The following is a 26,686-nucleotide window of genomic DNA, read 5'->3' as shown; positions in this document are numbered from 1 at the left end:
GGCCGTTGGTTGGATGCGTGGCGTCCGGCATTCGGCCGGCGCAACAATTGTCCCCATGATGTTCGCTTCTGTAATTGTGACGTTTTGGCAACAGTTTCTGAACAACCCTCGCGCCACCCGGCCGCCCGGGAACATTGCCCATTTCCCGCCATAAACCCGGCGCACCTCGAACTTGTCTCGGGACATGCGCCAAAAGGCTAGGCGAAGAGGCAGGCCGCACCGCCCGCGGCAAGGACGAGTATGGACGCCAGAGCGATCTCCAAGGCCAAGCTGCCGAGCCGCCACGTGACCGTTGGTCCCGAGCGGGCGCCGCATCGCTCCTACCTTTATGCTATGGGGCTGTCGGCGGCCGAGATCGCGCAGCCTCTGGTCGGTGTCGCCAGCTGCTGGAACGAGGCCGCGCCCTGCAACATCTCGCTGATGCGCCAGGCGCAAGTGGTCAAGAAGGGCGTGGCGGCCGCCAACGGCACGCCACGCGAATTCTGCACCATCACCGTCACCGACGGCATCGCCATGGGTCATCAGGGCATGAAGTCGTCGCTGGTGTCGCGCGAGGTCATCGCCGACTCGGTCGAGCTCACCATGCGCGGCCATTGCTACGATGCGCTGGTTGGATTGGCCGGTTGCGACAAGTCGCTGCCCGGCATGATGATGGCCATGGTGCGCCTCAACGTACCGTCGATCTTCATCTATGGCGGCTCGATACTGCCCGGCAGCTACCGTGGCCGGCAGATCACCGTGCAGGACGTGTTCGAGGCGGTCGGCCAGCATTCGGTCGGCACGATCGGCGACGCCGAGCTGCTCGAGATCGAACAAGCCGCCTGTCCGTCGGCCGGCTCCTGCGGCGCCCAGTTCACTGCCAATACTATGGCCACCGTCGCTGAGGCGATCGGCCTGGCGCTGCCCTATTCCTGCGGCGCGCCGGCACCCTACGAGATGCGCGACCGCTTCAATTTCGCTTCCGGCGAAAAGATCATGGAGCTGATCGCAAGGAACATCCGCCCGCGCGACATCGTTACTATAGAAGCGTTGGAAAATGCCGCGACTGTGGTCTCGGCCACCGGCGGCTCGACCAACGCGGCGCTGCATCTGCCGGCGATCGCGCACGAGGCCGGGATAAAGTTCGATCTTTTCGACGTGGCCAGGATATTCGAGAAAACACCCTACATCGCCGACCTCAAGCCGGGCGGCAAATACGTCGCCAAGGACATGTTCGAGGCCGGCGGCATTCCGCTCTTGATGAAGACGCTGCTCGACCATGGCTATCTTCACGGCGATTGCCTGACGGTGACCGGCCGCACTTTGGCCGAAAATATGGAACATGTTTCCTGGAATGACAGCCAGGATGTGGTCCGTCCCGCCAATAGGCCGATTACCCAGACCGGCGGGGTCGTGGGCTTGAAGGGTAACCTTGCCCCCGAAGGCGCGATCGTGAAGGTCGCAGGCATGGCGGAACTCAAATTCTCGGGTCCGGCACGCTGCTTCGATTCGGAAGAGGAATGTTTCGAGGCTGTTACGCACCGTAACTATAGCGAAGGCGAGGTTCTCGTCATCCGTTACGAGGGTCCGCGCGGCGGCCCGGGCATGCGCGAAATGCTGTCGACGACGGCGGCTCTCTACGGCCAGGGCATGGGCGGCAAGGTGGCGCTCATCACCGACGGGCGTTTTTCGGGCGCAACGCGCGGTTTCTGCATCGGCCATGTCGGGCCGGAAGCGGCTGTCGGCGGCCCGATCGGGCTGCTTAGGGATGGCGACTTGATCTCGATCGATGCGGTGAACGGCACGATCGAGGTTGCATTGTCCAAAGCCGAACTGGCAGCGAGGGCAAAGGCATGGAAGGCGCGCACGACCGACTATCAGTCGGGCGCGATCTGGAAATACGCACAGACTGTCGGATCTGCCCGCGACGGCGCAGTCACCCATCCCGGCGGTGCCAAAGAAACACACTGCTATGCGGACATCTGAGTTGTTGAGGTCGTCTGTCCTTTCGGCACTGGTTGCGCTCGCCACGTTTGGCGCGACCTTGGGCGCCGTCGGCCAGGCCATGGCCTTCGACGACAAGGTGTTCGACGACAAGACCGGCGTGAAGCCGCAGTCGAGCCCGTGGGCGGTGTTCCAGTTCGGCTTTTCCGCCTACAAGAACGGCCATAAGGAGCAGGCTGCGGAAGCCTATAAATATGCCGCCGAGAACGGCCAGATCGGCGCCACCTGGAAGCTTGCGCGCATGTATGCCGAAGGCGATGGCGTGGCGCGAGACGACTACGCGGCGTTCAAGTTCTTCAGCGAGATCGTCGACCAGGATGTCGAGCCCGGTTCGCCCGAGGAAAGCTATGTTTCGGACGCGCTGGTGGCGCTTGGCGACTATCTGAGGAAGGGCATTCCCGGCAGCCCCGTCGAGGAGAACGAGGTGGCGGCCCAGGAATATTACATGCGCGCCGCCGCCAACTACCGCAACCCGAACGCCCAGTTCGAGATGGGCCAGATGTTCCTCAAGGGTGAGGGCGGCGTCAAGGCCAGCGTCAAGCAGGCCGGACGCTGGTTCCAGCTGGCGGCCGAAAAGGGCCATGCGGGCGCGCAGGCGACGCTCGGCAACCTGCTTTTCCAAAGCGGCAAGATCGTGCGGGGGCTGGCGATGATGACCGCGGCGCTCGAACGGGCCTCACCCGCCGACCAGCCATGGATCCGCGGCATGCAGGAAGAAGCGTTTGCGGCCGCCGGCGAAGCCGACCGCCGCACCGCGATCTCGCTGGCCGACGACATCCTCACCAAGGGTGGCGGCGACCAATAGGTCGGCAGAATTTCCGTTTTGAGATCAATTGTCGGTCGGTTCCGCCGGCATGCCGCTGGGCGCCGGTGTTGAGATCGGCGTGCCCTGCAGATGTGGGGCCAGCGTGTTCTCCGGGCAGCCATCCCGCTGCTTTGTCCAGGATGTGTTGTTGAGCACCATCTCGCAACGGGCGAGGTAGCTTTGGCCGGCAAGCGTCAGGCAGGCGACCCGGCCGATCTGGAATGATTTGCCGTTAGCCAGGCACTCTGCATCGGCAAAAGCCGGCGTCGCCACCGCCATCGCAAGCGCGCAGCCGATCGGGCAGAGTGCAAATCGAGTAGTCATGGGAACCCCAGCCACCATGATGATTTCTCATTAAGCGCGCGATTTGTGGCGATAAGAGGTCAACTTATCAATGTGCCGCCGGACAGCAGCTCCGGTCAGGCCGGCTGCAGCGCCAGATCGATCGCCACCGGCACGTGGTCGGAGGGTTTTTCCCAGGCGCGCACCTGTTTTTCGATCGAAGCCGAGGAAAACCAGTTGGCGGCTTCGGGCGACAGAAGCAGGTGGTCGATGCGGATGCCGTTGTTCTTCTGCCAGGCGCCGGCCTGATAGTCCCAGAACGTAAAAATGTCCGGGGCGTCGGTGACGGCACGCACGGCTTCGGTGAAGCCGAGATTCTTCAGCCGCCGGAACGCTTGCCGCGTCGCGGGCTGGAACAGTGCATCGCTTAGCCAGTTTTCCGGATACTTCGCGTCGATCGGCTCGGGAATGACATTGTAGTCGCCGGCCAGGACCAGCGGCTCTTCCAGAGCAAGCCGCTCCTCGGCCCAGCGCTCAAGTCGCGCCATCCAGGAAAGCTTGTAGGAGAACTTCTTCTCGTCGTCGATCGGGTTGCCGTTCGGCAGATAGATCGAGGCAACGCGCAAGGCGCCCTTGTCGGTCGAGAACACGCCCTCGATGAAACGCGCCTGCTCGTCGGCATCGTCGCCCGGCAAACCGCGATTGACCTCGTCGAAACGCAGCTTCGACAGGATGGCGACGCCGTTGAAGCCTTTTTGGCCGTAAGTCTCGACATTGTAGCCGAGCGCCTCGATCTCGGCGCGGGGAAACTGCTCGTCGACCGTCTTGATCTCCTGCAGGCAGGCGATGTCGGGCGCGCTTTCCGTCAGCCAATGGGTCAAGTTGCCGATGCGGGCGCGAACGCCGTTGATGTTCCAGGTGACGATTTTCATGACGGCCTCGATAGGCTGGTGGTCCGGAGACTAGCGATCCGGTGGATGACGTTCGACAAGGCCGATCGTATTGCCTGCCGGGTCCTTTAGGAAGGCCATCCATTCGCTTTCCCCCGCCTGGCCGAACAGGCCTTCGGTGTCGCGATGGACGAGCGCCGGCGGCGCGGTGAAGGGAACACCCGCGGCCCTTGCCGAAGCGTGGAACTCGTCGAGGCCCGATATGTCGAGATAGACGGTGCCGGCAGGCAGGCCGTCGGTGAAAAGCAGGCGCACGTCACCGGCCATGATAAAGGCGATGCCCGGCGGATCGAAACGCGCATGCAGGTTCATGCCGAGCACCTCGCGCCAGAACGCCAGCGTCGCATCGAGGTCGCGCCCGGCGGAAAGCGCGACCTGACGGACCGCGCCGATGTCGGGCATTTCTAGATCGAGAAGCTGGTGCCGCAGCCGCAGGAGGCGACCGCATTGGGGTTTCTGATCTGGAACGACTGGCCCATCAGATCGTCGACGAAATCGATCACCGAGCCGCCCATATAGACCAGCGACAGGTCGTCGATCAGCACGGTGGCGCCGTCCTTCTCGATGGCGACGTCGTCGTCATTGCGCCTGTCGACCAGGTCGAACTTGTAGGAGAAGCCGGAACAGCCGCCGCCCTCGACCGAAACGCGCAGGGCCGTCTTGCCGGCTTCGCTCGCCACAATCTTGGCGATCCGCCTGGCGGCGGCGTCGGTCATCTCGACTTTCATGGCGGTCTTGGCATCAGCGCCCATGGGCGTCACCTTGCTTTCGGTTTCGTATGATAGGTATGAAGCGCGACGGGGCAAGTCAACTGCGGCATACGCTATGACCAATGAGTTGGGCGACATCGGATTCGGCTATCGGCCGCGCGCGGCCTATGCCAGCGACCCGGCGAAGTCGCGCGGGCGGCTGTTCGACGAGGTGGAAAGCCCGACGCGCACGCCGTTCCAGCGCGACCGCGACCGCATCATCCATTCGACGGCGTTCCGCCGGCTGAAGCACAAGACGCAAGTGTTCGTCGCACACGAAGGCGACCATTACCGCACGAGGCTGACGCATTCGATCGAGGTGGCGCAAATCGCACGCGCTCTGGCGCGGGCGCTGCGCGGCGACGAGGACCTGGCCGAGGCGGTGGCCCTGGTGCACGACTTCGGCCACACGCCCTTCGGCCATACCGGCGAGGACGCGCTGAACGACAAGATGGCCGCCTGGGGCGGCTTCGACCACAATGCACAGTCGCTGCGTGTGGTGACGCGGCTGGAGCGGCGCTATGCCGAGTTCGATGGGCTGAACCTCACCTGGGAAACGCTGGAGGGGCTGGTCAAGCACAATGGCCCGCTGACCGATGCCAAGGGGAAAGGGCTGAAGGGGCCGGTGCCGCAGGCTATCCGCGACTATTCCGAACTGCACGACCTCGAGCTCGACCGCTTCGCTGGTATCGAGGCGCAGTGCGCGGCGATTGCCGACGACATCGCCTACAACACCCACGACATCGATGACGGCTTGAGGGCAGGGCTGTTGACGCTCGATATGCTGGAAGGCGTCTCGCTGCCGGGGTCGATCCTCAAGGGCGTGCGTCAGCGCTATCCGGCGCTCGATGACGTACGCACCGGCCACGAGCTGATGCGCCGGCAGATCACCATCATGGTCGAGGACGTGATCGTCTCGACGACGGCCAATCTGGCGCGCATCAAGCCTGACAGCGCCGAAGCGGTAAGGGCGGCCGGCGAGCCGATGGTGAGCTTCTCCGCCGAGACGGCCGTATTGGAAAAGGAGCTGAAGGCCTTTCTCTACAAGCACCTCTACCGGCATGCGGAGGTCATGCGGGTGCGCGCCGATGCCGACCAGATCGTCAGGGACCTGTTCGACGTCTATTTCGCCGATCCGCGCGCCATGCCGGATGGCTGGCGCGAAGGGCTCGACCGGGCAGAGGACCGCGTCAAGGCGCGCAGTGTTGCCGATTTCCTGGCCGGCATGACGGACACTTATGCGCTCAAGGAACACAGGCGTTTGTTTGACCATACGCCGGATTTGAGCTAGGGCGGGCGCGATTTTGCCGGCCAACGCGCCGGATCCCTGCAAAACCGTCAGAGCCACAGCAATGAACATCTTCGCCGATTTCAACGCGCGAATCATAAAGGCCGTCGAAGCGCTTGATTTGAAAGACAAGGATGGCGTGTCGCCGGACCTGTCGCGCATCGCCGTCGAGCCGCCGCGCGATGCCAGCCATGGCGATCTCGCGACCAACGCAGCCATGGTGTTGGCCAAGCCGACCGGCCAGAACCCGCGTGCGCTGGCCGAAAGGCTGGCCGAGGCGCTGCGCGCCGACGAGGATATCGCGGCCGCCGAGATCGCCGGCCCGGGCTTCGTCAATCTCAGGCTCAAGGACGGTTTCTGGCAGGCGCATCTGACGGCGCTGCTCGGCGAAGGCCGCAACTACGGCCGCTCGACTATCGGCGGCGGCAAGAAAACCAATGTCGAATATGTCTCGGCCAACCCGACCGGCCCGATGCATGTCGGCCATTGCCGGGGTGCTGTGGTCGGCGACGCGCTGGCCAATCTGATGGCCTTCGCCGGTTACGACGTGACCAAGGAATACGTCATCAACGATGCCGGTTCGCAGATCGACGTGCTCGGACGCTCCGTCATGCTGCGCTACCGCGAAGCGCTCGGCGATGAGATCGGCGAGATTCCGGCCGGGCTTTATCCAGGCGACTATCTGATCCCCGTTGGTCAGGCGCTGGCCAGCGAATTCGGCCGCTCCCTGCTGCAGATGCCGGACGAGGAGGCGCTTGCCATCGTCAAGGACAGGACGATCGATGCGATGATGGCGATGATCCGTGAGGATCTGGCGCTGCTCAACGTGCATCACGACGTCTTCTTCTCCGAGCGGACGCTGCATGCGAACAACGCCCGCAAGATACGCTCGGCGATCAGCGACCTGACGCTGAAGGGCCACATCTACAAGGGCAAGCTGCCGCCGCCCAAGGGCGAGAAGCCGGACGACTGGGAGGACCGCGAGCAGACGCTGTTCCGTTCGACCGCGGTCGGCGATGACATGGACCGGGCGCTGGTCAAATCGGACGGCACCTTCACCTATTTCGCCGCCGATGTCGCCTACCTCAAGGACAAGGTCGATCGCGGCTTCGTCGATCTGATCTATGTGCTTGGCGCCGATCATGGCGGCTACGTGAAGCGGCTGGAAGCGCTTGCCCGGGCGATTGCCGGCGACGAGGTCAAGCTTACTGTGCTGCTTTGCCAGCTGGTGAGGCTGTTTCGCGCCGGCGAGCCGGTGCGCATGTCGAAGCGGTCCGGCGAGTTCGTGACCTTGCGCGAAGTGGTCGAGGAGGTTGGCCGCGACCCGATCCGCTTCATGATGCTCTACCGCAAGAACGACGCGCCGCTCGACTTCGATTTCGCCAAGGTGACCGAGCAGTCGAAGGACAATCCGGTGTTCTACGTGCAGTACGCCTCGGCGCGCTGCCATTCGGTGTTCCGGCAGGCGAGCGAGCAATTGGGCGAGGCCATGTTCGACCGCAACCAGCTGGCCGCCGAAGTGGCTTTGCTGACCGACGAGGGCGAGATCGGCCTGATCAGGAAGCTCGCCGAATATCCTCGGCTGATCGAAGCCGCGGCGCTCGCGCTCGAGCCCCACCGGCTGGCATTTTACCTTTACGAACTCGCTTCCAGCTTCCACGGACACTGGAACCGGGGCACCGATAATCCCGACTTACGTTTTGTTAAGGTTAACGACCGACAATTGACGCATGCCAGACTAGGGCTGGTGCAGGCTGTTTCGGACGTTTTGATGTCCGGCCTGACGCTGATCGGAGCCAATGCGCCCACCGAAATGCGTTAGGTTTGAGTAAAAAACCTGTCACCTTTTGCCCACATTGCGCTGGTAAGGGCCAACCCTACGCGACGTCCATGGCGTCCGAATGAGTGCGAGTTCGGGAACAATAATGGCAGACAGAACCCAGCTGAGAGCAGCCGACCACAACGACATCGCCAACGATGATCCGTTCGCGGAACTGACCAGGATCATGGGGTTCGACCCGCGCCAGCCGGTCAAACCGCAAACGCCGGCACAGCCGAAAACCGCTGCCGCCGAACCGTCGCTGGACGAGGGCGATTTCGAGATCGATCTCGAGAAGGAGTTGATGGGCGAATTCGGCGCCGACGCCAATGACAATGCTTCCCCTGCCAAGCTTCGCGAGTCGACACCCGAACCGGCCGCCGCCGACGAAATGGAGGACGCGCTTGCTGCCTCGTTCGAACAGGATTTCGCGTTCGACGACAATGAGGCGGACGATGCTGCTCCTGTTGCGGCCGCTCCTGTTGCCGCCGACGAAAGGGCGTTCGCTCCCGCCGTCGAGCCGGAGCTCGACGACGAGTTCGATAACGCCGTCGCCGGCTCGCTCGAAGACGTGTCGCCGTTCGAGGACGACCTTTCGAGTGACGACGAACTTGCCGCCTCGCTCGACCAGGATTTTCGGCACGACGACGATGTGACGGCCAAGATCGCGGTGACCGGCGAGGATGAACCCAAGGCCGCAGCCGAGGCGATCGAACCGGTCGACGAGCCCGCCTTCGACGATGAGTTCGACAATGCCGTGGCAAGTTCGCTCGAAGACGAGATGATGCTCGAAGAGCATGAGCCGATGGAGCAGACCGTCGCCGTTGAAACCGCCGCGCAAGCGGCCGCGCCTGCGTTCGAAAACGAGTTCGACGATGCCGTTGCAAGCTCGCTCGAAGACGAGCTGATGTTCGACAAGCATGAGCCGATGGAGCAGACCGTCGCCGTTGAAACCGCCGCGCAAGCGGCCGCGCCTGCGTTCGATGACGAGTTCGACGATGCCGTTGCAAGCTCGCTCGAAGACGAGCTGATGTTCGACGAGCATGAGCCGGCGGAAAACGTCGCCGCCCCGGCATCGCCGGTTGAGGCGGTTTCGGCCGATGAGGATCTTGCCGGCCATTTCGATGATGCCATGGCCGATGTCGACATGGACTTCGACGTTCGCTCGAACGGGCCTGCCGAAATCGAAGAACCAGAGTTTATCGAAGAGCAGTCGATCGAAGAGCCAGATGCCGCCCGGCTTTCCGGCGCGGCCGCTGAAGCGGCGTTCGACGACGATTTCGATCTGGGCTTCGACGATGCGCCTGCCGAGGAAGCTGAAGAGCCCGTTGCGCAGGTTGCGGCCGAACCAGCGGCGCCGGCCGCTGTCGTCCCGACGGCCCCAGTGGCTGAGGAACGCAGCCTGGAAGACGAACTGAACGCGCTGCTCGGTGCGATGAGCACACGGCCGGCACAAGTGGTCAACGAACCTCAGACAAGCCCGCAGACTGCCCAGAAGCCCGTGATGGCTGTTCAGCAGCCTATCGCGCCGGTAATTCAGAAGCCAGCAGTGGCCGCTGAACAGCCAATGGCGGCGGTCAAAGACGTCGCCAACGAACCGGTGCATGCTGTCGACGAGCTGGATTGGGAACTCGACGAGCACGAGCCCGCTGAGCCGCAGCAGTCCAGTGCCGTCGATGACGCCGATCTTGGCAGTGTCCTCCTCGATGAGCTTGAAGGCGAGGATTTCGGTGTTGAAGCCGCTGCCGGACCCGCGGATGATCTCGACAGCGATGCGCTCGATGCCGACTTCGCCAGGAATATCGGCCTGGATCATGACTCGGCCGACAAGAGTGCGGCAGCTGCTGCCGAAGAAGACCCGCTCGATGCGCTGAACTGGCTGACGACACGCGCCACACCGCCCGAGCCGGCCCGCTCGTGGAGCCGCGTGACACCGGTCGCACAGCCTCAGCCCGCTTTTGCAAGCCAGCCGATGGCTTCGGCGCGTTCGGCACCACCGCCGCAGCCGGCTGCAACGCCGTCCTATCGGGCCGCACCGGTCGAAGAGAGGCCGTCCTATGAAGGCCAGGCATCCCGTGAAGAGAGGCCGTCCTATGAAGATCGGCCCGCCTACACGGAAGCTGCACCAACCTCGCATCAACAGCCTTCCGCCTATGACGAGATGCCCGATGTCGAGACGGTCGACGTGCCCGAGCGCGTCGTGGCGCTGGCGGACGATCTCGACATTCCGGAGCTCAACTTCGACGATGACGAGCCGGTGGCGCCCGCCTACGACGATCTCGATGCCGATTTTGCCAGCCTTCTCATCGAAATGAATGCAACGGATATAGCGCCTGCCCCGGTGCGCAGTGCTGGCTATGACGATGAATACGATGCCGGCTTCGTGTCTGGCTACAAGCAAGATCGTAGCGAGACGCGTGCCTATGGCGCCAAGCCTGCGGAAGCCCCCGTCAGCGCGACGGCCGCTTCCTATGCCGATGCAGCGGACGGTTTCGATCTGGGCCCATTGCCCGGCGGCCAGCCTGTTTCGCAGGCAGACGATTTCACCTTCGATGAGCTCGACTACGATCCCGAACTGGACGAGGAGATGTCGGTTCCGGGCCTTGCCGAACGCGGGGCCGAAAGGCAGCCGCGCAGGCGCGGGCTGCTGATAGGTGCGGTGGTCGGCGCCGTGGCGATCGCCGGAGGCCTTGGCGCCTTTGCGTTGACCCTCGGCGGCAAGAGCGGCGGCGATGCGCCGGTTATCGTCAAGGCCGACAACAGGCCGATCAAGATCAAGCCGGAAAATCCAGGCGGCACCGTCGTGCCGAACCAGGACAACAAGGTTTATGACGCTGTGGTCAAGGGCACCAAGCCCGCCGAGCCGGTTCAGCAGAAGCTGGTCACCAACACCGAAGAGCCTGTGGACCTGAAGGCCAACGAACCGGAGAGCCGCGTCGTCGATCTTTCGCCCAATGACCCCGATGCCGCGGACGATATCGACGCGCCCGGCACCGCGGCGTCCGACACCGACGGGGCTGGCACCAATGCGCCCGGCACCAGCGCGTCTGACTCCAGCACGCTTGGCGCCAGTGCGGCTGGCGCTGCCGAAACCGCCGCCGCACCGGCGCCCAAGTCCGAGGATCGCATCGCGCAGGTTCTGCAGGAGGCCGAGAAGGGTGCAACCCCCGAGATCGTCGCCGTTGCGCCGCGCAAGGTACGGACCATGGTCGTGAAACCTGACGGTTCGCTGGTGGCGCGCGAGGATCCGGCGCCTGCCGCCCCGCAGATGGCTGCTGCCGAGCCGGCCGATCCGGCGCCGCAGCACGTCGCTCCGTCGGCCCAGGCCGACGCCGCCGCGCAGACCGGCACCGTGCCCCTGATCGACCAAATCACAAGTGATCCGAAGATTGGCGACCAGCCGAGTGGCGATCAGGCGAGCGGCGATCAGGCCGAAACCTCCAAGCTGCAGCCGGCGCCCAAGCCCGACACAAAGGCTGAAGCCAAGCCGTCAGCCAGCAAGCAGTCCGCCAGCACCCCGGCCACGGTTCCGGTGGCGCCGCAGCGTCCGTCCGACCAGCCGGTCGACGTGGTCGGCGAGGTCAAGCCCGATCAGGTCGCTTCCATCGATCCGGCCGCGGCCGGGGCTGGTTCGTGGTCGATACAGATCGCTTCGCAGCCGACAGTCGAAAGCGCCCAGGCGACTTACCAGGATCTGCAGCGCCGCTACGGCAGCGTGCTTTCCGGCCGCACCGCCAACATCGTCAAGGCCGAGATCGCCGGCAAGGGCACCTTCTACCGCGTCCGCGTTCCGGCGCAGTCTCGCAACGAGGCGATCAAACTGTGCACCAGCTACAAGGCGGCCGGCGGCAATTGCTTCGTGTCCCACTAGCCACCAAAACCCCTCGAAAAGCCGGCGTCCGCGCCGGCTTTTTTGCGTCAACGGAAACCTCTGAAGGCAATTGGGGGCGATTCCCTTTGTCGGCGCGAAGCTCTAAACTGTTCCGCATGACCGAATCAAAATCCATGATCCTCGGCTGCGCCGGGAAATCACTGACCCGCGACGAAATCCGTTTCTATCGCAACGAATGCCCGTGGGGCTTCATCCTGTTTGCGCGCAATATCGGCGAGACCGAGCAGATCCGCGATCTGGTCGCCGCCATGCGCGACTGCGTCGGGCGTGCGGATGCGCCGGTGTTCATCGACCAGGAGGGCGGCCGTGTGCAGCGCCTGCGGCCGCCGCTGGCGCCGAACTATCCGGCTGCCGGTGCACTCGGCGCCTTGTGGCGCGACGACCATGACGCCGGCACCCGTGCCGCATGGCTGATGGCGCGGCTGCATGCCTTCGACCTGCTGCGCTACGGCATCACGGCGGATTGCCTGCCGGTGCTCGACGTGCCGATCGAGGGCGCCAGCGACGTCATCGGCGCGCGCGCCTATGGCAAGGAGCCGCGCGCCGTCATCGAGTTGGGTCGCGCCGCGGCGGAAGGCCTGATGGCGGGCGGCGTGCTGCCGGTGATGAAGCATATTCCCGGTCATGGAAGGGCCTTCGCCGATACGCATTTCGAACTGCCGACCGTCGACGCCTCGATCGGCGACTTGCAGCGGCATGATTTTGCCCCGTTCAGGGAGCTCAACCATTTGCCGATGGCGATGACGGCGCATGTCGTCTATAGCGCGATCGACCCGAAGAACCCGGCCACGACTTCCGGTAAGGTCATCGAAAAGATCATCCGAGGCGAAATCGGCTTCGACGGCCTGTTGATGAGCGACGACACCTCGATGAAGGCACTTTCTGGGGATTTCCCGTCAAAGGCGGCGGCGATCCTTGCGGCGGGCTGCGATCTGGTCCTTCACTGCAACGGCGTGTTCGAGGAGATGGCCGGCATTGCGTCGCGCACGACCGGGCTGGAAGGCAAGTCGTTTGAGCGCGCGGAGCGGGCGCTGACCTATATCAGGAACCGCGACGTGGCGGACGAGACCGAGATTCGGGCCGAATTTGCCAGTTATTTCGACGCGGTGGCCTAGCATCAAAGGAAGCGAAGTGGCGGAAACATTGGACCTGAAGGCCGGCAAGGCCGCACCGATGGACCGCTTGTGGGCCGAGAACGACGATTCCCGGCTGACCGGCGATCCGGCGTTGGTCGTCGATGTGGCCGGTTTCGAAGGTCCGCTCGATCTTCTGCTGCATCTTGCCCGCAATCAGAAGGTCGACCTGTCGCGCATCTCGATCCTGGCGCTGGCCGAACAGTATCTGGCGTTCGTCGAGAAGGTGAGGGCGCTGAGGCTGGAGCTTGCCGCCGACTACCTGGTGATGGCGGCATGGCTGGCGTTTCTCAAGTCGAAGCTCCTGATCCCCAAGCAGCCCGGCGACGAAGGCGAAAGCGGCGAGGAACTGGCGGCGGTGCTGCAGTTCCGGCTGAAGCGCCTGGAGGCGATGCGCGACGCGGCGGCACGGCTGGTCAACCGTAACCGGCTCGGACGCGACGTGTTTCCACGCGGCATGCCGGAAATGGTCATCGTCGAGAAGCGCAATGCCTATTCGGCCTCGCTCTACGACCTGTTGACCGCCTATGCCCAGCAGCGCCAGAAGCAGGCAATCACCAATGTGACGATCGCCAGGCGCGGCGTGTGGTCGCTCAAGGATGCGCGCGACGTGCTGACCAGGCTGATCGGGTCGCTGCGCGACTGGACGGCGCTCGACAGCTTCCTGGTCGAATATCTGGCCGGCCCGGAAGAGCGGCGCACCGCGGTTGCCAGCTCGTTTGCGGCGACGCTGGAACTGGTGCGCGAAGGCAAGATGGAAATGCGGCAGGACCAGGTGTTCGCGCCGCTTTATCTGCGCGGCCGCGCCCAGGCCATCAAGATAGTCGAGGTAACACCATGAACGAACGCGCCAACGCTTCGGTCATTCCGTTCAACGTCGACGACGACGCCGAGCAAGGCGCGGTCGCCGAAAACCCGGCACAAAATCAGGGGCAGAATTTGTCGCGGAATCCTGGCGAGCGGCTGCATATGGCGGAGGCCGTACGGATGGCCGAGGCGATCGTATTCGCCAGCGCCGAGCCGGTCAGCGAAAAACAGCTCACTTCGCGACTGCCCGACGGCATCAACATTGCCGCGGCAATGGCCGAACTGCAGCAGATCTATGCGCGGCGCGGCGTCAATCTGGTGCGCGTCGGCGATGCCTGGGCGTTTCGCACCGCCGGCGACCTCGCCTTCCTGATGAGCCGTGACACGGTGCAGCAGCGCAAACTGTCCCGCGCTGCCCTCGAAGTGCTGGCGATCATCGCCTACCACCAGCCGGTAACGCGCGCCGAGATCGAGGACATCCGCGGCGTCGAGACGTCAAAGGGGACGCTCGACACGCTGATGGAGACCGAATGGGTGAGGATGCGCGGCCGGCGCCGCACGCCGGGCCGTCCCGTCACCTACGGCACGACCGACATTTTCCTCGACCATTTCGCACTGGAGGAGATACGCGATCTCCCCGGCATGGAGGAATTGAAGGGTGCCGGGCTGCTGTCCGGCCGCATGCCGTCGAATTTCTCGGTGCCGCTGCCGCCGGCCGACCCCGATGCGCTCACCGACGACGAGGATCCGCTGACCGACATCGACCTCGAAGAACTCGGCCTTTTGACGCCGCGCGTCACGGAAGATTGAGCCGAGCGCCATCTTAAAGCCACAGGCAGGATGCAACTGCGCCGATTGGTAGCGGGCCACCGTGCCGAAAGTGCGTGACTTCGGCGACTCATTCATGAACTCTGTCGCAGTTCTGTTTGAATCCGAACCCGAAAGCGCATAGATCAGCGTCTGGGAAACCGTTCGAGAGAGATTTGCTATGGGTTCATTTTCGATTTGGCACTGGATGATCGTTCTGGTGATCGTGCTGCTGGTGTTCGGCCGCGGCAAGATCCCCGAGTTGATGGGCGACATGGCCAAGGGCATCAAGAGCTTCAAGAAGGGCATGGCGGACGACGAGACTGCCGAGGACAAGCGTACCGTTGAACACCGTGCCGACGAAACCGTTTCGGTACCGAAGGAAAAGGCCAGCAAAAGCTGAGCCCAAACTTTAGTCGGAACGTATAGCCATGTTCGAAGTCGGCTGGACCGAGATGCTGGTGATCGCGATCGTCATGATCGTGGTCGTCGGGCCCAAGGATTTGCCCAACATGCTGCGCACCTTCGGCCGCACGACGGCGAAGCTGCGCGCCATGGCGTCCGATTTCCAGCGGCAGTTCAACGACGCGTTGAAGGAAGCCGAGCTCGACGACGTCAAGAAGTCGGTCGATTCGCTGAGAAGCCTCAATCCGGCAGCCGAGATCAGGAAGCAGCTCAATCCATTCGAGCAGGCCGCCGCCGACGTCCGTTCCGGCGTCGACGCAGTGATGAAACCCAAGCCGGCCGTCGATGCCGCCGCTTCGACGGAGCAGGCGGCCGAGCCGCTTAAGAACGGCGCAACGACGATGCCGGGCGTCAGCCCGCCGGAGCCGACGCCGGCCACGCCGATCTTTCCGGCGATGACGGACGAGTCCGTCGTAGCGCCGGCAGTGCAGGCGCAAACGGCTGCAGCGGCCGTGCCGAAAAAAGCACCTGCGGCAAAGAAGAAGCCAGCGCCCGCGAAAGCCGCGGCCGCCGTCCCGGCCAAGCCGGCAAAGACTGCTGCGCCAAAGGCTGCCGCAAAAGCTGAGCAAAAAGCGCAGTCGTCAGCAGCGAAGAAGCCGGCCGCCAGGAAAACGGCGGGAGCCGCCAAGTGAGCGTTTCGGACAAGGAAAAGGACGAGATAGAAAAATCGTCGGCTCCGCTGATGGAGCACCTGATCGAGTTGCGCCGGCGGCTGATCTGGTCGATCGGCGGTTTTTTTGTTGCCTTCCTGGTCTGCTTCTTTTTCGCCAAGCGGCTGTTCAACCTTCTGGTCATTCCGTTCAGATGGGCGACCCAATGGGCCGGGCTCGACCCGCACAAGGTCGAGCTGATCTATACGGCGCCACAGGAGTTCTTCTTTACCCAGGTCAAGCTCGCCATGTTCGGCGGCATGGTCATCGCCTTTCCGCTGATCGCCACGCAGATCTACAAATTCATCGCGCCCGGCCTCTACAAAAACGAGCGCAACGCCTTCCTGCCGTTCCTGATCGCCTCGCCGATCCTGTTCCTGATGGGCGCATCGCTGGTCTATTTCTTCTTCACGCCGATGGTGATGTGGTTCTTCCTCGCCATGCAGCAGACCGGCACCAACGACCAGGTGCAGATTTCGCTGCTGCCGAAAGTGTCCGAATACCTCAGCCTGATCATGACGCTGATCTTCTCCTTCGGCCTGGTGTTCCAGCTGCCGGTGGTGACAAGCCTGATGACGCGGGTCGGCATGCTGTCGTCAACGGCCCTGGCCGAGAAGCGCAAATGGGCGATCGTCATCGCCTTTGTGGTGGCGGCGGTGCTGACGCCGCCCGACCCGATGAGCCAGATCGGCCTCGCCATTCCGACGATCCTGCTCTACGAGGTCTCGATCTGGTCGGCCCGGCTGATCGAACGCAGCAAGGAGCGCGACCGTGTGGCCCGCGAAAAGCAGGACGCCACCGAAGAGGTGGCCGAAAAGCCGGCGGACGCGTCTTCGACATAGGTTCGGTTGAAGCGGGCAGCATTTTTTTGCCGGCCATAGCAACTTTGTTCTTGCTTTGTGCCGGCAGCAATGCTACTAATTTAAGTATGGTGCCAATTGGCTCCAAAAACCCGCCTCTCGAGGCGGGTTTTTGTTTCCAGGGTTCTTTCGATCGAACGTTGCGCGTGCTGCCTACCTGAGGTCGGCGCGAAGGAACTCTGCCTTGACGTCTTGTATCGATGCGGTTTACGCCCTCTGGTCTTTGTTTTGGGCATTTCCTTGCCCCGAAACCGCCGTGCCGAGGACGAACAGACCATGCTTGACATCAAATGGATTCGCGACAACCCGAGGGCCCTTGTCGAAGCGCTCCAGAAGCGCTCGTGGTCGGCCGGGGATGCGCAGTCCACGGTCGACGACCTGATCGCCGCGGATGAGGCGCGGCGCGAGCATCTGACCGAGCTGCAGACCAGGCAGGAACGCCGCAACGCCGCATCGAAGGAGATCGGCAATGCCATGCGCTCGGGCGATGCAGCTCTTGCCGAAAGGCTGAAGGCCGAGGTCGGCGAGATCAAGGCCTTCATCCAGAATGGCGAGGCGCGCGAGCGCGAGCTCGACAAGGCGCTGAACGATGCGTTGGCAGTGCTGCCAAACGTGCCGTTCGACGATGTGCCGGTCGGCAAGGACGAGCACGACAACGTCGTCAAACGCGTCGTCGGCGAGGTGCCGACGCGGCCGAATTGGGTGAAGGAGCATTTCGAGATCGGCGAAGCGCTCGGCATGATGGATTTCGAGCGGGCAGCACGGCTTTCCGGCTCGCGCTTCATCGTGCTCAAAAGCGGCCTGGCGCGGATGGAACGCGCGCTCGGCCAGTTCATGCTGGATCTGCACACCACCGAGCACGGCTATGTAGAGATCCAGCCGCCGTTGATGGTGCGCGACGAGGTGCTTTTCGGGACCGGGCAACTGCCGAAATTCGAGGAGGATTTGTTCTTCGTTCGGCACGGGGACGGCAGGCTTGGCCTAATCCCAACCGCCGAAGTGCCGCTCACCAATCTCGTTCGCGACGAGATCACGCCGCACGAACAACTGCCGCTGCGCTATACGGCGCTGACGCCGTGCTTCCGCTCCGAGGCGGGCTCGGCCGGGCGCGACACGCGCGGCATGCTGCGCCAGCACCAGTTCTACAAGGTCGAGCTGGTGTCGATCACCGACCAGGAGACTTCGGTTGCCGAGCATGAGCGCATGACCGAATGCGCCGAGGAGGTGCTGAAGCGGCTCGGCCTGCCGTTCCGCACCATGACGCTGTGCACCGGCGACATGGGCTTTGGCGCGCGCAAGACCTACGACATCGAGGTCTGGCTGCCCGGCCAGAATGCCTATCGCGAGATATCGTCGTGCTCGGTATGCGGCGATTTCCAGGCGCGGCGCATGGACGCCCGCTACAAGGACAAGGACGGCAAGGGCAACCGCTTCGTCCACACGCTGAACGGTTCGGGCACCGCCGTCGGCCGTGCGCTCATTGCCGTCATCGAAAATTATCAGAACGAGGACGGCAGCGTAACCATTCCTGAAGCGCTTCGGCCTTACATGGGCGGTCTGGAAAAGATCGAATCGAAATAATGCGCATCCTTCTGACCAACGACGACGGCATCCATGCCGAGGGCCTTGCATCACTCGAACGCATCGCGCGCACGCTGTCGGACGACGTCTGGGTGGTAGCACCGGAACAGGATCAGTCCGGCTATGCGCATTCGCTGTCGATCTCGGAGCCGCTGCGGCTCAGGAAAATCGGCGAAAAGCACTTTGCGGTGCGCGGAACGCCGACCGACTGTGTCATCATGGGCGTGAAGAAGATCCTGCCCGCAGCGCCTGACCTGATCCTGTCCGGCGTCAATTCCGGCGCCAACATCGCCGACGACGTCACCTATTCGGGCACGGTCGCCGGCGCCATGGAAGGCGCGCTGCTCGGCGCGCGATCGATCGCCATCAGCCAGGCCTATTCCTATGTCGGCGAGGACCGCGTCGTTCCCTACGAGACCACCGAAGCGCTGGCGCCGGCCCTGCTCGAAAAGCTCGTCGCCATGCCGTTGCCGGACGGCGTGCTGCTCAACGTCAATTTTCCGAACTGTGCGCCGGAAGAGATCGCCGGAACTGTAGTCACTTCGCAGGGCAAGCTGGTCCACAGCCTGTGGGTCGACGAGCGGCGCGACGGGCGCGGCCTGCCTTACTACTGGCTGCGCTTCGGCCGCGAGCCAGTCGAGGGCAAGCAAGGCACCGACCTCAATGCCTTGCGCAATCGGCTGGTGTCGGTGACGCCGCTGCAGCTCGATCTCACCGCGCATGAAATCCGCGATCAACTGGCCAAGGCGCTCGCATGAACTTGAACCACGCTGCAACGGTCGACGAGCGCGAAGGTTTCGCTGCCTTCCTGCTTCGCCTGCGCGGCAGGGGGACGGTGCCGAAGGCGCTTATCGCCGCCTTCGAGGCGACGCCGCGGCGCGGCTTTCTGTCTCCGCATTTCCACTCGATAGCCTGGTCGGACCGTATGCTGCCGATCGAATGCGGCGAGGCCATCGAAGGCGCCGACCTGCAGGCGGCGGTGATCGCGGCACTTGCCATCGAGCCGGGCAACCGGGTGCTCGAGATCGGCACCGGGTCCGGCTACACGGCGGCGGTGATGTCGCGGCTTGCCGCGCGGATCGTCACCATCGACCGTTACAAGACGCTGGCCGAACAAGCCCGGCAGCGGCTCGAGGCGCTCGCCATCGGCAATGTCATCGTGCGCCAGGCGGACGGTTCCAACGGGCTGGCCAACGAAGCGCCGTTCGACCGCATCGTCGCCTGGGCGGCCTTCGACAGCCTACCGCGCTTCCTGCTCGACCAATTGTCGAGCGGCGGCATCGTCATCGCGCCGATCGGACCCGACGAAGGCGAGCAGGTGCTGGCCAAGCTGACCAAGGTCGGCAGCCGCTTCGAACGCGAGGATATCGGCCTGGTGCGCCTGCAGCCGATCCTGCACGGTGTCGCCGCGGTGATCTGATTCCGGGTACATCGCGCCGCTTGGGGATCAGCCGAAGCCTGTCGTTTCGTCATCCTAGAACGACGAAGTTGAGAGCCTTCCTCGAATATTTTAAGAAAATTTGCGTCTGATTCTACAGGTTTAACCGACCGGTAACATTAACGCGCTTTAATCACACTCAGTTGTACCGGGTCTGTGCGGGTTAGTGCGATGCAATTCAGTGTTTTGAAGGCAAACGGACGCAATCTGGCGCGTGGCTGCGCCGTCCTCATGATCGCAGGCGCTGCGACGGGGTGTAGTTCCCAGGTGGCGCGGTTCAACAGCGTCGATGACGTGTTCACCGCCTCGACCAACAACCAGCGCGCCATCATCGACAAGCAGGATGCTGCCCAGCCCTATCCGGGCGATGTTGCGGCCGCGCCGGTCGACGGCAGCCACACCCAGTCGGTCAGCCGCTCAAGCCTCGAACCGGTTACGGCGCAGCAGTTGCCACCGCCGGCTCCCGCCCTGGCACCCGCCGCCCGCCCGGTGCGTACCGCTGCCGCGCCGGCGATGGCGCCTGCCGCTCCTCGTGTCGACAGGACGGCAACCGGCACCGTCGCTCCGGCGGCAAGGCCGTTCAAGAACGCCGAGCCCGACGCGCCGCGCATGGCGACGGCCGCCGGCGCACCGCATGCAACCGAGATCGTCGTCAAGGACGGCGAGACCATTTCCGGCCTGTCTCGGCGCTACGGCGTGCCGGCCGATGCCATCATGAAAGTCAACGGGCTGAGCGCGACCAAGGGGCTGAAGACCGGCCAGAAGCTCGTCATCCCGGCCTATGCGTATTCGAGCAACGGCGCCACGCCGAAAGTCGCCGACGCCAAGCCCGCGAACGGCACCAGGCACGACCAGCCGGCCGACGCGCCGGAGAAGGTGGCCGTGCTGCCGCAGCAACCGAAGCTCAGGGAAGGCAAGTCTGCCGCGCAGGTGGACGCCTCGGCTGCCGCGAGCCAGCCGAAGGATGGAAAGGCCGCGCCCAAAGTGGCTTCGGCGACGGCCAAGCCAGCCGGTGCCGGCGGCACCTACACGGTTCAGCAAGGCGATACGCTGTCGGCCATCGCCAGAAAGACCGGCGTCGGCGTCGTCGCGTTGAAGCAGGCGAACGGCATGCAGGATGGACTGCTCAAGATCGGCCAGACCCTGAAAGTGCCGGCAGGCGGAACCGCTGTTGTCGCCGGTGCGAAGCCGGCAAAGGTCGATCCGGTGACGACGGCCACCACCCAGCCGCCTGCCAAGGCCACGCCGACGCAGACGCTCGCCTCCTACACGCCGCCAAGGAAGGACGCGAAAGTCATCCAGCAGGCCGAGGACGACGATGCGGTGGCGCCGGACGCAACGGGCATCGGCAAGATGCGCTGGCCGGTGCGCGGCCGCGTGATCTCAAGCTTCGGCGGCGGCAAGGACGGCGTCGACATTGCCGTGCCCGAGGGGACGCCGGTCAAGGCAGCTGAAAACGGCGTCGTCATCTATGCCGGTGACGGCCTCAAGGAATTCGGCAACACGGTGCTGGTACGGCACGAAAACGGTCTGGTCACCGTCTACGGCCACACCAGTTCGATCGAGGTGCAGCGCGGCCAGAAGGTCAAGCGCGGCCAGGAAATCGCCCTGTCCGGCATGAGCGGCACCACCGACTCGCCGAAACTGCACTTCGAAGTGCGCAAGAACTCGGCGCCGGTCGATCCTTCGACCTATCTCGAATAGATGACGAAAGCGATTTGCGGGCCACCTGACCTTCAGCCCGCCGAGGAAGTCCGCTCCGCAAGGTGCGGGCTTCTTCTGCTGTTAGTCGTTGAGCGGCTAATCCTTCAGCGATTTGCCGAGCCGGCCTGCCAGATCCTGGGTGAACTGCCAGGCGACGCGGCCCGAACGGCTGCCCCGCGTCGTCGCCCATTCCAGCGCCTCGGCGCGCAGCGTCTCGGGATCGATGGCGAGATCGTGATGGCGGACATAGCCGTCGATCATGTCGAGATATTCGTCCTGCGAACATTTGTGGAAGCCAAGCCACAGGCCGAAACGGTCCGACAGCGAAACCTTTTCCTCGACCGCTTCGGACGGATTGATCGCCGTCGAGCGCTCATTATCGATCATGTCGCGCGGCAACAGATGCCGCCGGTTCGAGGTGGCGTAGAAGATGACGTTGGCCGGGCGGCCCTCGACGCCGCCTTCAAGCGCTGCCTTCAGCGATTTATAGGACGTGTCGTCATGGTCGAATGACAGGTCGTCGCAGAACAGGATGAAGCGGAAGGGTGCTGCCTTCAGCAGGCCCATCAGCTTCGGCAGCGTGTCGATGTCTTCGCGATGGATCTCGATAAGCTTGAGCGGCAGATCGAGGTTGGCCGAAGCGTTGACCGCGGCGTGCACCGCCTTGACCAGCGACGATTTGCCCATGCCGCGCGCGCCCCACAACAGCACGTTGTTGGCAGCATAGCCTGAGGCAAAGCGCTCGGTGTTGTCGACCAATATGTCGCGGACGCGATCGACCCCGCGGATCAGGCCGATGTCGACGCGGTTGACCTTGAGCACCGGCTCCAGATAGCCGGGATCGGCCTGCCAGACGAAGCAATCGGCCTCGCCGAGGTTGGTTTGCGGCACCGGCGGCGGGGCGAGGCGAGCGACCGCCTCGATCAGGCGGTCGAGCTTCTGGCTCAGGGTATCGATGGTGCTGTCGGTCATCTCTTGTCTTTTTTGTTTCGCTTTCGGGATGGTGCGGCAGGCCAACCTACCTGATTTCAGCGGTTTCGAAACTCGTCCCAAGCATTTGTTCGGGCATGATCTTTTGCGGAAACCGAGCGTCGCTTTTCGGGATCACCCTCTAACACGGCTCACCAGGCCGGAAAAGCAGCCGATTTGCCCGGCGGCGCAGTTGCATTGGCAACGTTACCGACTATATTCCGGCCAAATTTGGCGGGGCCGTCAAATTCCCAGAACGGTTAAGGCGGCTGTTTTTAAAATTCAGGAGTACCTCGATGTTCGTGACACCGGCATACGCCCAAGGCATCGGCGGGGACTCGTCCGCAATGTTTATCCAGATCGTGCCGTTTGCTCTGATTTTCGTGATCATGTATTTTCTGATCATCCGGCCGCAGCGCACGCAGCTAAAGAAGCGCGGCGAGATGCTGGCGGCGGTTCGTCGCGGCGATACCGTTGTCACCGGCGGCGGCTTGGTCGGCAAGGTGACCAAGGTGATCGACGATAACGAGCTGGAGATCGACCTTGGCGGCGGCACCAAGGTGACGGCGCTGCGCTCGACGATCGCCGACGTGCGCGTCAAGGGCGAGCCGGTGGCGAACCAGAACGCCAAGAAATAACCGAATTGTCGGCGGAACGATCCGCCAGTACGCCCGGACGGACGACGCCATATGCTTTATTTTTCGCGCTTCAAGATGATCCTGATCTGGCTGGCCGTGGCCGCCACAGTGGTCCTCGCTGCGCCCAATCTTTTCTCGGCAAGCACGTTGGCTCAACTGCCCAGTTGGGTGCCGAAGCGGCAGATGACGCTCGGCCTCGACCTGCAGGGCGGCTCGCACATCCTGCTCAGGATGGATCCGAACGATCTGATCAAGGATCGGCTGGAGACGACGCGCGACGAAATCAGGACGCTGCTGCGCGATGCCAAGATCGGCTATACCGGCCTTGCCGGGTCGGGGCGCACGGTGCAGGTCCGCATCACCGATCCCGCACAGATCGACGCCGCCAAGAACGCACTGAAGCCGTTGACCAATCCGGTGGCGGCCGGCCTGTTCAGCGGCGGGTCCATCCAGGAGATGACCCTGGATGATTCCGAGGCCGGCCTGCTTAAATTCACCGTCACCGATGCCGGCATCAAATACCGTACGTCGACGGCGCTGACCCAGTCGATCGAGGTTGTCAGCCGTCGTGTCAACGAACTGGGAACGACCGAGCCGATCGTGCAGCGGCAAGGCGACGACCGCATCCTTGTGCAGGTGCCCGGTTTGCAGGACCCGCAACGGCTGAAGGAAATTCTCGGCCAGACCGCCAAGCTGACCTTCCAGATGGTCGACCAATCGATGCCGGTGCAGGATGCGCTGAACGGCCGTCCGCCGCCGGGATCCTCGGTGCTGTATTCGCAGGACGATCCGCCGGTTCCGTATCTGATCGAGAACCGCGTCATCGTTTCGGGTGAAAACCTCGTCGATGCCCAGGCGACGTTCAACTCGCAGACCAATGAGCCGGTGGTTTCGTTCCGCTTCGATTCCAAGGGGGCGCAGCGGTTCGGCCAGGCGACAGCGCAGAATGTCGGCAAGCTGTTTGCCATCATCCTCGACAATCAGGTGATTTCGGCGCCGCGGATCAACGAACCGATCCCTGGCGGTTCCGGCCAGATATCGGGGAATTTCACTGCCGAGAGCGCCAACGATCTCGCCGTGCTGCTGCGCGCCGGCGCCTTGCCGGCGACGCTCACCGTGATCGAGGAGCGCACGGTTGGCCCTGGCCTCGGCCAGGACTCCATCCATGCCGGCAAGGTCGCCGGCATCATCGGCTCGATCCTGGTCGTGGCGTTCATGTTCGTCGCCTACGGTTTCCTCGGCTTCCTCGCCAACATCGCGCTGGCGGTGCATGTCGCGATGATCGTCGGGCTGCTGTCGCTGCTTGGCGCGACGCTGACCTTGCCGGGTATCGCCGGTATCGTGCTGACCATCGGCATGGCGGTCGATTCGAACGTGCTGATCTATGAGCGTATTCGCGAGGAGCGACGTGCCGGCCGCTCGGTGATCCAGGCGATCGATACCGGCTTCAGCAAGGCGCTGGCGACCATCGTCGATTCCAACGTCACTTCGCTGATTGCCACCGTGGTGCTGTTCTACCTCGGCACCGGGCCGGTGAAGGGTTTTGCCGTCACCTATGCCATCGGCATCCTGACCACGGTCTTCACCGCCTTCACCTTCACCCGCCTGCTGGTGTCGATCTGGCTTCGCCGGGCCCGTCCGAAGGAGTTGCCACGGGCGCCGGTGACCTTCATTCCCCCGGGAACGAAAATTCCGTTCATGGGCATCCGCCGCTGGACGTTCACACTGTCGAGCGTGCTTTCGGTGCTGTCGGTCATCGGCTTCATGACCATCGACATCAATTACGGCATCGATTTCAAGGGCGGCTCACTGATCGAGGTGCAGTCCAAGGCCGGCAATGCCGATCTGGCCGACATCCGCGGCAGGCTGACGGAACTCAATGTCGGCGAGGTGCAGGTTCAGCAGTTCGGCGAGCCGAACGACGTGCTGATCCGCGTGGGTACCCAGGAGGGTGGCGAGAACGCCGAGCAGACCGTCATCGACAAGGTGCGCGGCGAGCTGCAGGACCAGTATGATTTCCGCCGCGTCGAAGTGGTCGGGCCGACGGTCTCGGGCGAGCTTGCCAAGCAAGGCACCATTGCCATGCTGGTCGCGCTGCTCGGCATTCTGATCTATGTCTGGTTCCGCTTCGAATGGCAGTTCGCGGTCGGCGCCATTGTTGCGACCGTTCACGACGTGGTCATGACGATCGGCTTCTTCGTCCTCACCGGCCTCGAATTCAACCAGTCGTCGCTGGCGGCGATCCTTACCATCATCGGTTATTCGCTCAACGACACGATTGTCGTCTATGACCGTGTTCGCGAGGATCTGCGAAAATACAAGCGAATGCCGCTGCCGCAATTGCTGAACAACGCCATCAACGAGACGCTGTCGAGGACGACGCTGACCTCGGTGACGACGATCCTGGCGCTGCTGGCGCTGGTGCTGTTCGGCGGCGAGGTGATCCGCTCGTTCACCATGGCCATGCTGTTCGGCGTCGTGTTCGGCACCTATTCGTCGATCTTTATCGCCGCGCCACTGCTTATCCTGTTCAAGCTGCGACCGCAGGCCACAGCGTCGGACGAGGAAAAGCCGGTGGGCGGCGGCAAAGCCATAGCCACCTGACGGCTTGCCTCAAAAGTGGTCAAGGGCATCGTCATCCGCGAGGCGCATTTCCCCGGCCGCGCACCGATCGAGGCTTACGGCAACGGCGGCTTCCGTTTTGCCGACATGTCGCATCGCGGCTCGCTGCTGTGCCTGCCTTCGGGCATCTATGGCTGGGAGCCGGCCGATCCGCTGGCGCTCACGGCAGCGGATTTCGCCAAGCTGTTCAACGAGGCAGACAAGGTCGAGATCCTGCTGGTCGGCAGCGGCAAGGATCTGAGGCCGTTGCCGGCCGCGCTGCGTGCCGCGCTGAAGGATGCCGGCATTTCCGCCGATCCGATGTCGACCGGGGCGGCTGTGCGGACCTACAATGTGCTGCTGGCTGAAGACCGCGCGGTGGCCGCAGCACTCATCGCCGTCGACTGACGTGGCCGAAAACACCAAACTCGTCATGGAGACGGTGCGCGCCGCTGATCATGACCGCTACCTGACCGCGCTCTACGCGCCCGAAGACAAGCGGGACCCGCTGTTTTCGCTCTATGCCTTCAACGCCGAAATTGCCGGCATACGCGACCGCATCCACGAGGCGCTGCCGGGCGAGGTGCGGCTGCAATGGTGGCGAGACGTTATCGCAGCCGAAGAGGATGGGGCTGAGGTCGGCCATCCCGTGGCGGACGCGCTGAAGGCGACTATTTCCGCCCACCATCTGCCCAAGGCCGCTTTCGAGAACATGCTCGAAGCGCGCATCTTCGATCTCTATGACGACCCGATGCCGTCGCGCAGCGACCTCGAAGGCTATTGCGGCGAGACTGCCGCAGCACTTATCCAGCTTGCGGCGATGGTGCTCGATCCGGTCGCAGCACCGCGCTTTGCCGAACTTGCCGGCAGGGCAGGTTGTGCGCAGGCGATGACCGGTCTGCTGCTTCTGCTGCCGCTACATCGCGAGCGGGGACAGTGCTTTGTGCCGGCCGATATTTTGGCGGCGGCGGGATCCTCGCCGGAAGAATTCGTTACAGGTGACGGCGGGCCGGGCGCGGAACGCGCCGCTGCCGCGACAATCGCGCTGGCACGGGAACATCTTTCCGCCTTCGAGCAGGGGGCGTCCGCTCTACCCGTTTCGCTGCGCCCGGCGTTTCTGCCGCTGGCTCTTTCGGGCGCCTATCTCGACAAAATGGAGCGCGCCCGCCGCTCGCCTGTCAAGGAGGTGGCGCGGCTCTCTGTCCTGCGCCGGCATTGGCTCTTGTTCCGGCGCGCGACGCGGGGCTGGCCGGTCGCATGAAGGC

The 26,686-nt window shown here is 63.7% G+C and carries 24 protein-coding genes; 19 read left to right on the top strand and 5 right to left on the bottom strand.

The genetic code is table 11. The features are described from left to right. The first annotated feature begins 240 nt into the window (after positions 1 to 240). A complete protein-coding gene (gene ilvD, locus NKH30_RS10260; protein WP_352995167.1) occupies positions 241 to 1,965 on the top strand; it encodes a dihydroxy-acid dehydratase in 1,725 nt (574 codons plus the stop codon). Beyond that, positions 1,952 to 2,788, top strand: a complete 837-nt coding sequence (locus NKH30_RS10255; RefSeq protein WP_023678939.1) for a tetratricopeptide repeat protein — start codon at positions 1,952 to 1,954, stop codon at positions 2,786 to 2,788. The genes ilvD and NKH30_RS10255 overlap by 14 nt, the downstream gene beginning before the upstream one ends. Positions 2,789 to 2,812: 24 nt before the next feature. On the opposite strand, the gene NKH30_RS10250 is transcribed toward NKH30_RS10255, so the two are convergent. From NKH30_RS10250 to erpA, 4 genes are all read right to left on the bottom strand, one after another. Further along, entirely contained in the window at positions 2,813 to 3,130 is a 318-nt protein-coding gene (locus NKH30_RS10250) for a hypothetical protein (RefSeq protein WP_023678938.1), read from the bottom strand. A gap of 77 nt (positions 3,131 to 3,207) precedes the next feature. Continuing rightward, complete coding sequence (xth, locus tag NKH30_RS10245; RefSeq protein ID WP_023678937.1) at positions 3,208 to 4,002, bottom strand: exodeoxyribonuclease III; 795 nt, start codon at positions 4,000 to 4,002, stop codon at positions 3,208 to 3,210. A 30-nt stretch (positions 4,003 to 4,032) separates the two neighbouring features. Next, on the bottom strand, positions 4,033 to 4,422 hold the full coding sequence (locus NKH30_RS10240; RefSeq protein WP_352470415.1) for a VOC family protein: 390 nt from the start codon (positions 4,420 to 4,422) through the stop codon (positions 4,033 to 4,035). 2 nt (positions 4,423 to 4,424) lie between these two features. Next, positions 4,425 to 4,772, bottom strand: coding sequence for an iron-sulfur cluster insertion protein ErpA (gene erpA / locus NKH30_RS10235; RefSeq protein WP_254818314.1), 348 nt, complete (start codon positions 4,770 to 4,772; stop codon positions 4,425 to 4,427). A gap of 73 nt (positions 4,773 to 4,845) precedes the next feature. Between erpA and NKH30_RS10230 the strand changes: the two genes are divergently transcribed. The 13 genes from NKH30_RS10230 (at position 4,846) to NKH30_RS10170 (ending at position 21,213) form a co-directional block, all read left to right on the top strand. Continuing rightward, entirely contained in the window at positions 4,846 to 6,060 is a 1,215-nt protein-coding gene (locus NKH30_RS10230) for a deoxyguanosinetriphosphate triphosphohydrolase (RefSeq protein ID WP_352831522.1), read from the top strand. 61 nt (positions 6,061 to 6,121) lie between these two features. Beyond that, entirely contained in the window at positions 6,122 to 7,879 is a 1,758-nt protein-coding gene (gene argS / locus NKH30_RS10225; protein ID WP_352995164.1) for an arginine--tRNA ligase, read from the top strand. Between the two features lie 103 nt (positions 7,880 to 7,982). Beyond that, positions 7,983 to 11,747, top strand: a complete 3,765-nt coding sequence (locus NKH30_RS10220) for an SPOR domain-containing protein (RefSeq protein ID WP_352995161.1) — start codon at positions 7,983 to 7,985, stop codon at positions 11,745 to 11,747. 116 nt (positions 11,748 to 11,863) lie between these two features. Then, a complete protein-coding gene (gene nagZ / locus NKH30_RS10215; RefSeq protein ID WP_254818318.1) occupies positions 11,864 to 12,883 on the top strand; it encodes a beta-N-acetylhexosaminidase in 1,020 nt (339 codons plus the stop codon). Between the two features lie 58 nt (positions 12,884 to 12,941). Beyond that, positions 12,942 to 13,742 (top strand): segregation and condensation protein A, encoded by an 801-nt coding sequence (locus tag NKH30_RS10210; RefSeq protein WP_352995406.1) that lies wholly within the window; start codon positions 12,942 to 12,944, stop codon positions 13,740 to 13,742. Next, the gene (scpB, locus tag NKH30_RS10205) at positions 13,739 to 14,518 is read left to right on the top strand and encodes an SMC-Scp complex subunit ScpB (RefSeq protein ID WP_352816829.1); all 780 of its coding nucleotides are present in this window, start codon (positions 13,739 to 13,741) and stop codon (positions 14,516 to 14,518) included. Before NKH30_RS10210 ends, scpB begins: the two co-directional genes overlap by 4 nt. Before the next feature lie 178 nt (positions 14,519 to 14,696). Continuing rightward, entirely contained in the window at positions 14,697 to 14,918 is a 222-nt protein-coding gene (locus tag NKH30_RS10200) for a twin-arginine translocase TatA/TatE family subunit (RefSeq protein ID WP_352490594.1), read from the top strand. Positions 14,919 to 14,946: 28 nt separating this feature from the next. Then, positions 14,947 to 15,612, top strand: coding sequence for a Sec-independent protein translocase protein TatB (tatB, locus tag NKH30_RS10195; protein ID WP_352995158.1), 666 nt, complete (start codon positions 14,947 to 14,949; stop codon positions 15,610 to 15,612). Beyond that, the gene (gene tatC / locus NKH30_RS10190) at positions 15,609 to 16,472 is read left to right on the top strand and encodes a twin-arginine translocase subunit TatC (protein ID WP_023678927.1); all 864 of its coding nucleotides are present in this window, start codon (positions 15,609 to 15,611) and stop codon (positions 16,470 to 16,472) included. Before tatB ends, tatC begins: the two co-directional genes overlap by 4 nt. A 294-nt stretch (positions 16,473 to 16,766) precedes the next feature. Then, positions 16,767 to 18,071, top strand: coding sequence for a serine--tRNA ligase (gene serS, locus NKH30_RS10185; protein ID WP_352539742.1), 1,305 nt, complete (start codon positions 16,767 to 16,769; stop codon positions 18,069 to 18,071). Further along, entirely contained in the window at positions 18,071 to 18,829 is a 759-nt protein-coding gene (gene surE / locus NKH30_RS10180; RefSeq protein WP_352995155.1) for a 5'/3'-nucleotidase SurE, read from the top strand. The genes serS and surE overlap by 1 nt, the downstream gene beginning before the upstream one ends. Then, positions 18,826 to 19,491: a protein-L-isoaspartate(D-aspartate) O-methyltransferase gene (locus NKH30_RS10175; RefSeq protein ID WP_352500868.1), complete on the top strand. Its 666-nt coding sequence runs from the start codon at positions 18,826 to 18,828 to the stop codon at positions 19,489 to 19,491. The genes surE and NKH30_RS10175 overlap by 4 nt, the downstream gene beginning before the upstream one ends. A gap of 189 nt (positions 19,492 to 19,680) precedes the next feature. Beyond that, complete coding sequence (locus tag NKH30_RS10170; protein WP_352995152.1) at positions 19,681 to 21,213, top strand: peptidoglycan DD-metalloendopeptidase family protein; 1,533 nt, start codon at positions 19,681 to 19,683, stop codon at positions 21,211 to 21,213. A gap of 96 nt (positions 21,214 to 21,309) precedes the next feature. On the opposite strand, the gene NKH30_RS10165 is transcribed toward NKH30_RS10170, so the two are convergent. Continuing rightward, positions 21,310 to 22,185 carry an ATP-binding protein gene (locus tag NKH30_RS10165; RefSeq protein ID WP_352995149.1) on the bottom strand — a complete coding sequence of 292 codons (876 nt, stop codon included), beginning with the start codon at positions 22,183 to 22,185 and terminating at the stop codon, positions 21,310 to 21,312. A gap of 293 nt (positions 22,186 to 22,478) precedes the next feature. Between NKH30_RS10165 and yajC the strand changes: the two genes are divergently transcribed. The 4 genes from yajC to NKH30_RS10145 are packed head-to-tail and all read left to right on the top strand — an operon-like array spanning position 22,479 to position 26,682. After that, a complete protein-coding gene (gene yajC / locus NKH30_RS10160) occupies positions 22,479 to 22,820 on the top strand; it encodes a preprotein translocase subunit YajC (protein ID WP_352451381.1) in 342 nt (113 codons plus the stop codon). A gap of 51 nt (positions 22,821 to 22,871) precedes the next feature. Then, positions 22,872 to 25,424, top strand: a complete 2,553-nt coding sequence (gene secDF / locus NKH30_RS10155; RefSeq protein WP_352995147.1) for a protein translocase subunit SecDF — start codon at positions 22,872 to 22,874, stop codon at positions 25,422 to 25,424. A gap of 15 nt (positions 25,425 to 25,439) precedes the next feature. Beyond that, positions 25,440 to 25,829 (top strand): Mth938-like domain-containing protein, encoded by a 390-nt coding sequence (locus NKH30_RS10150; protein ID WP_352539746.1) that lies wholly within the window; start codon positions 25,440 to 25,442, stop codon positions 25,827 to 25,829. Positions 25,830 to 25,854: 25 nt separating this feature from the next. Further along, positions 25,855 to 26,682, top strand: coding sequence for a phytoene/squalene synthase family protein (locus NKH30_RS10145; protein WP_502911460.1), 828 nt, complete (start codon positions 25,855 to 25,857; stop codon positions 26,680 to 26,682). The last annotated feature ends 4 nt before the right edge of the window (positions 26,683 to 26,686 follow it).

The organism is Mesorhizobium sp. M1273, from assembly GCF_040318195.1.
Taxonomy (GTDB): Bacteria; Pseudomonadota; Alphaproteobacteria; order Rhizobiales; family Rhizobiaceae; genus Mesorhizobium.
This window is presented reverse-complemented; position numbering and strand designations above follow the sequence as displayed.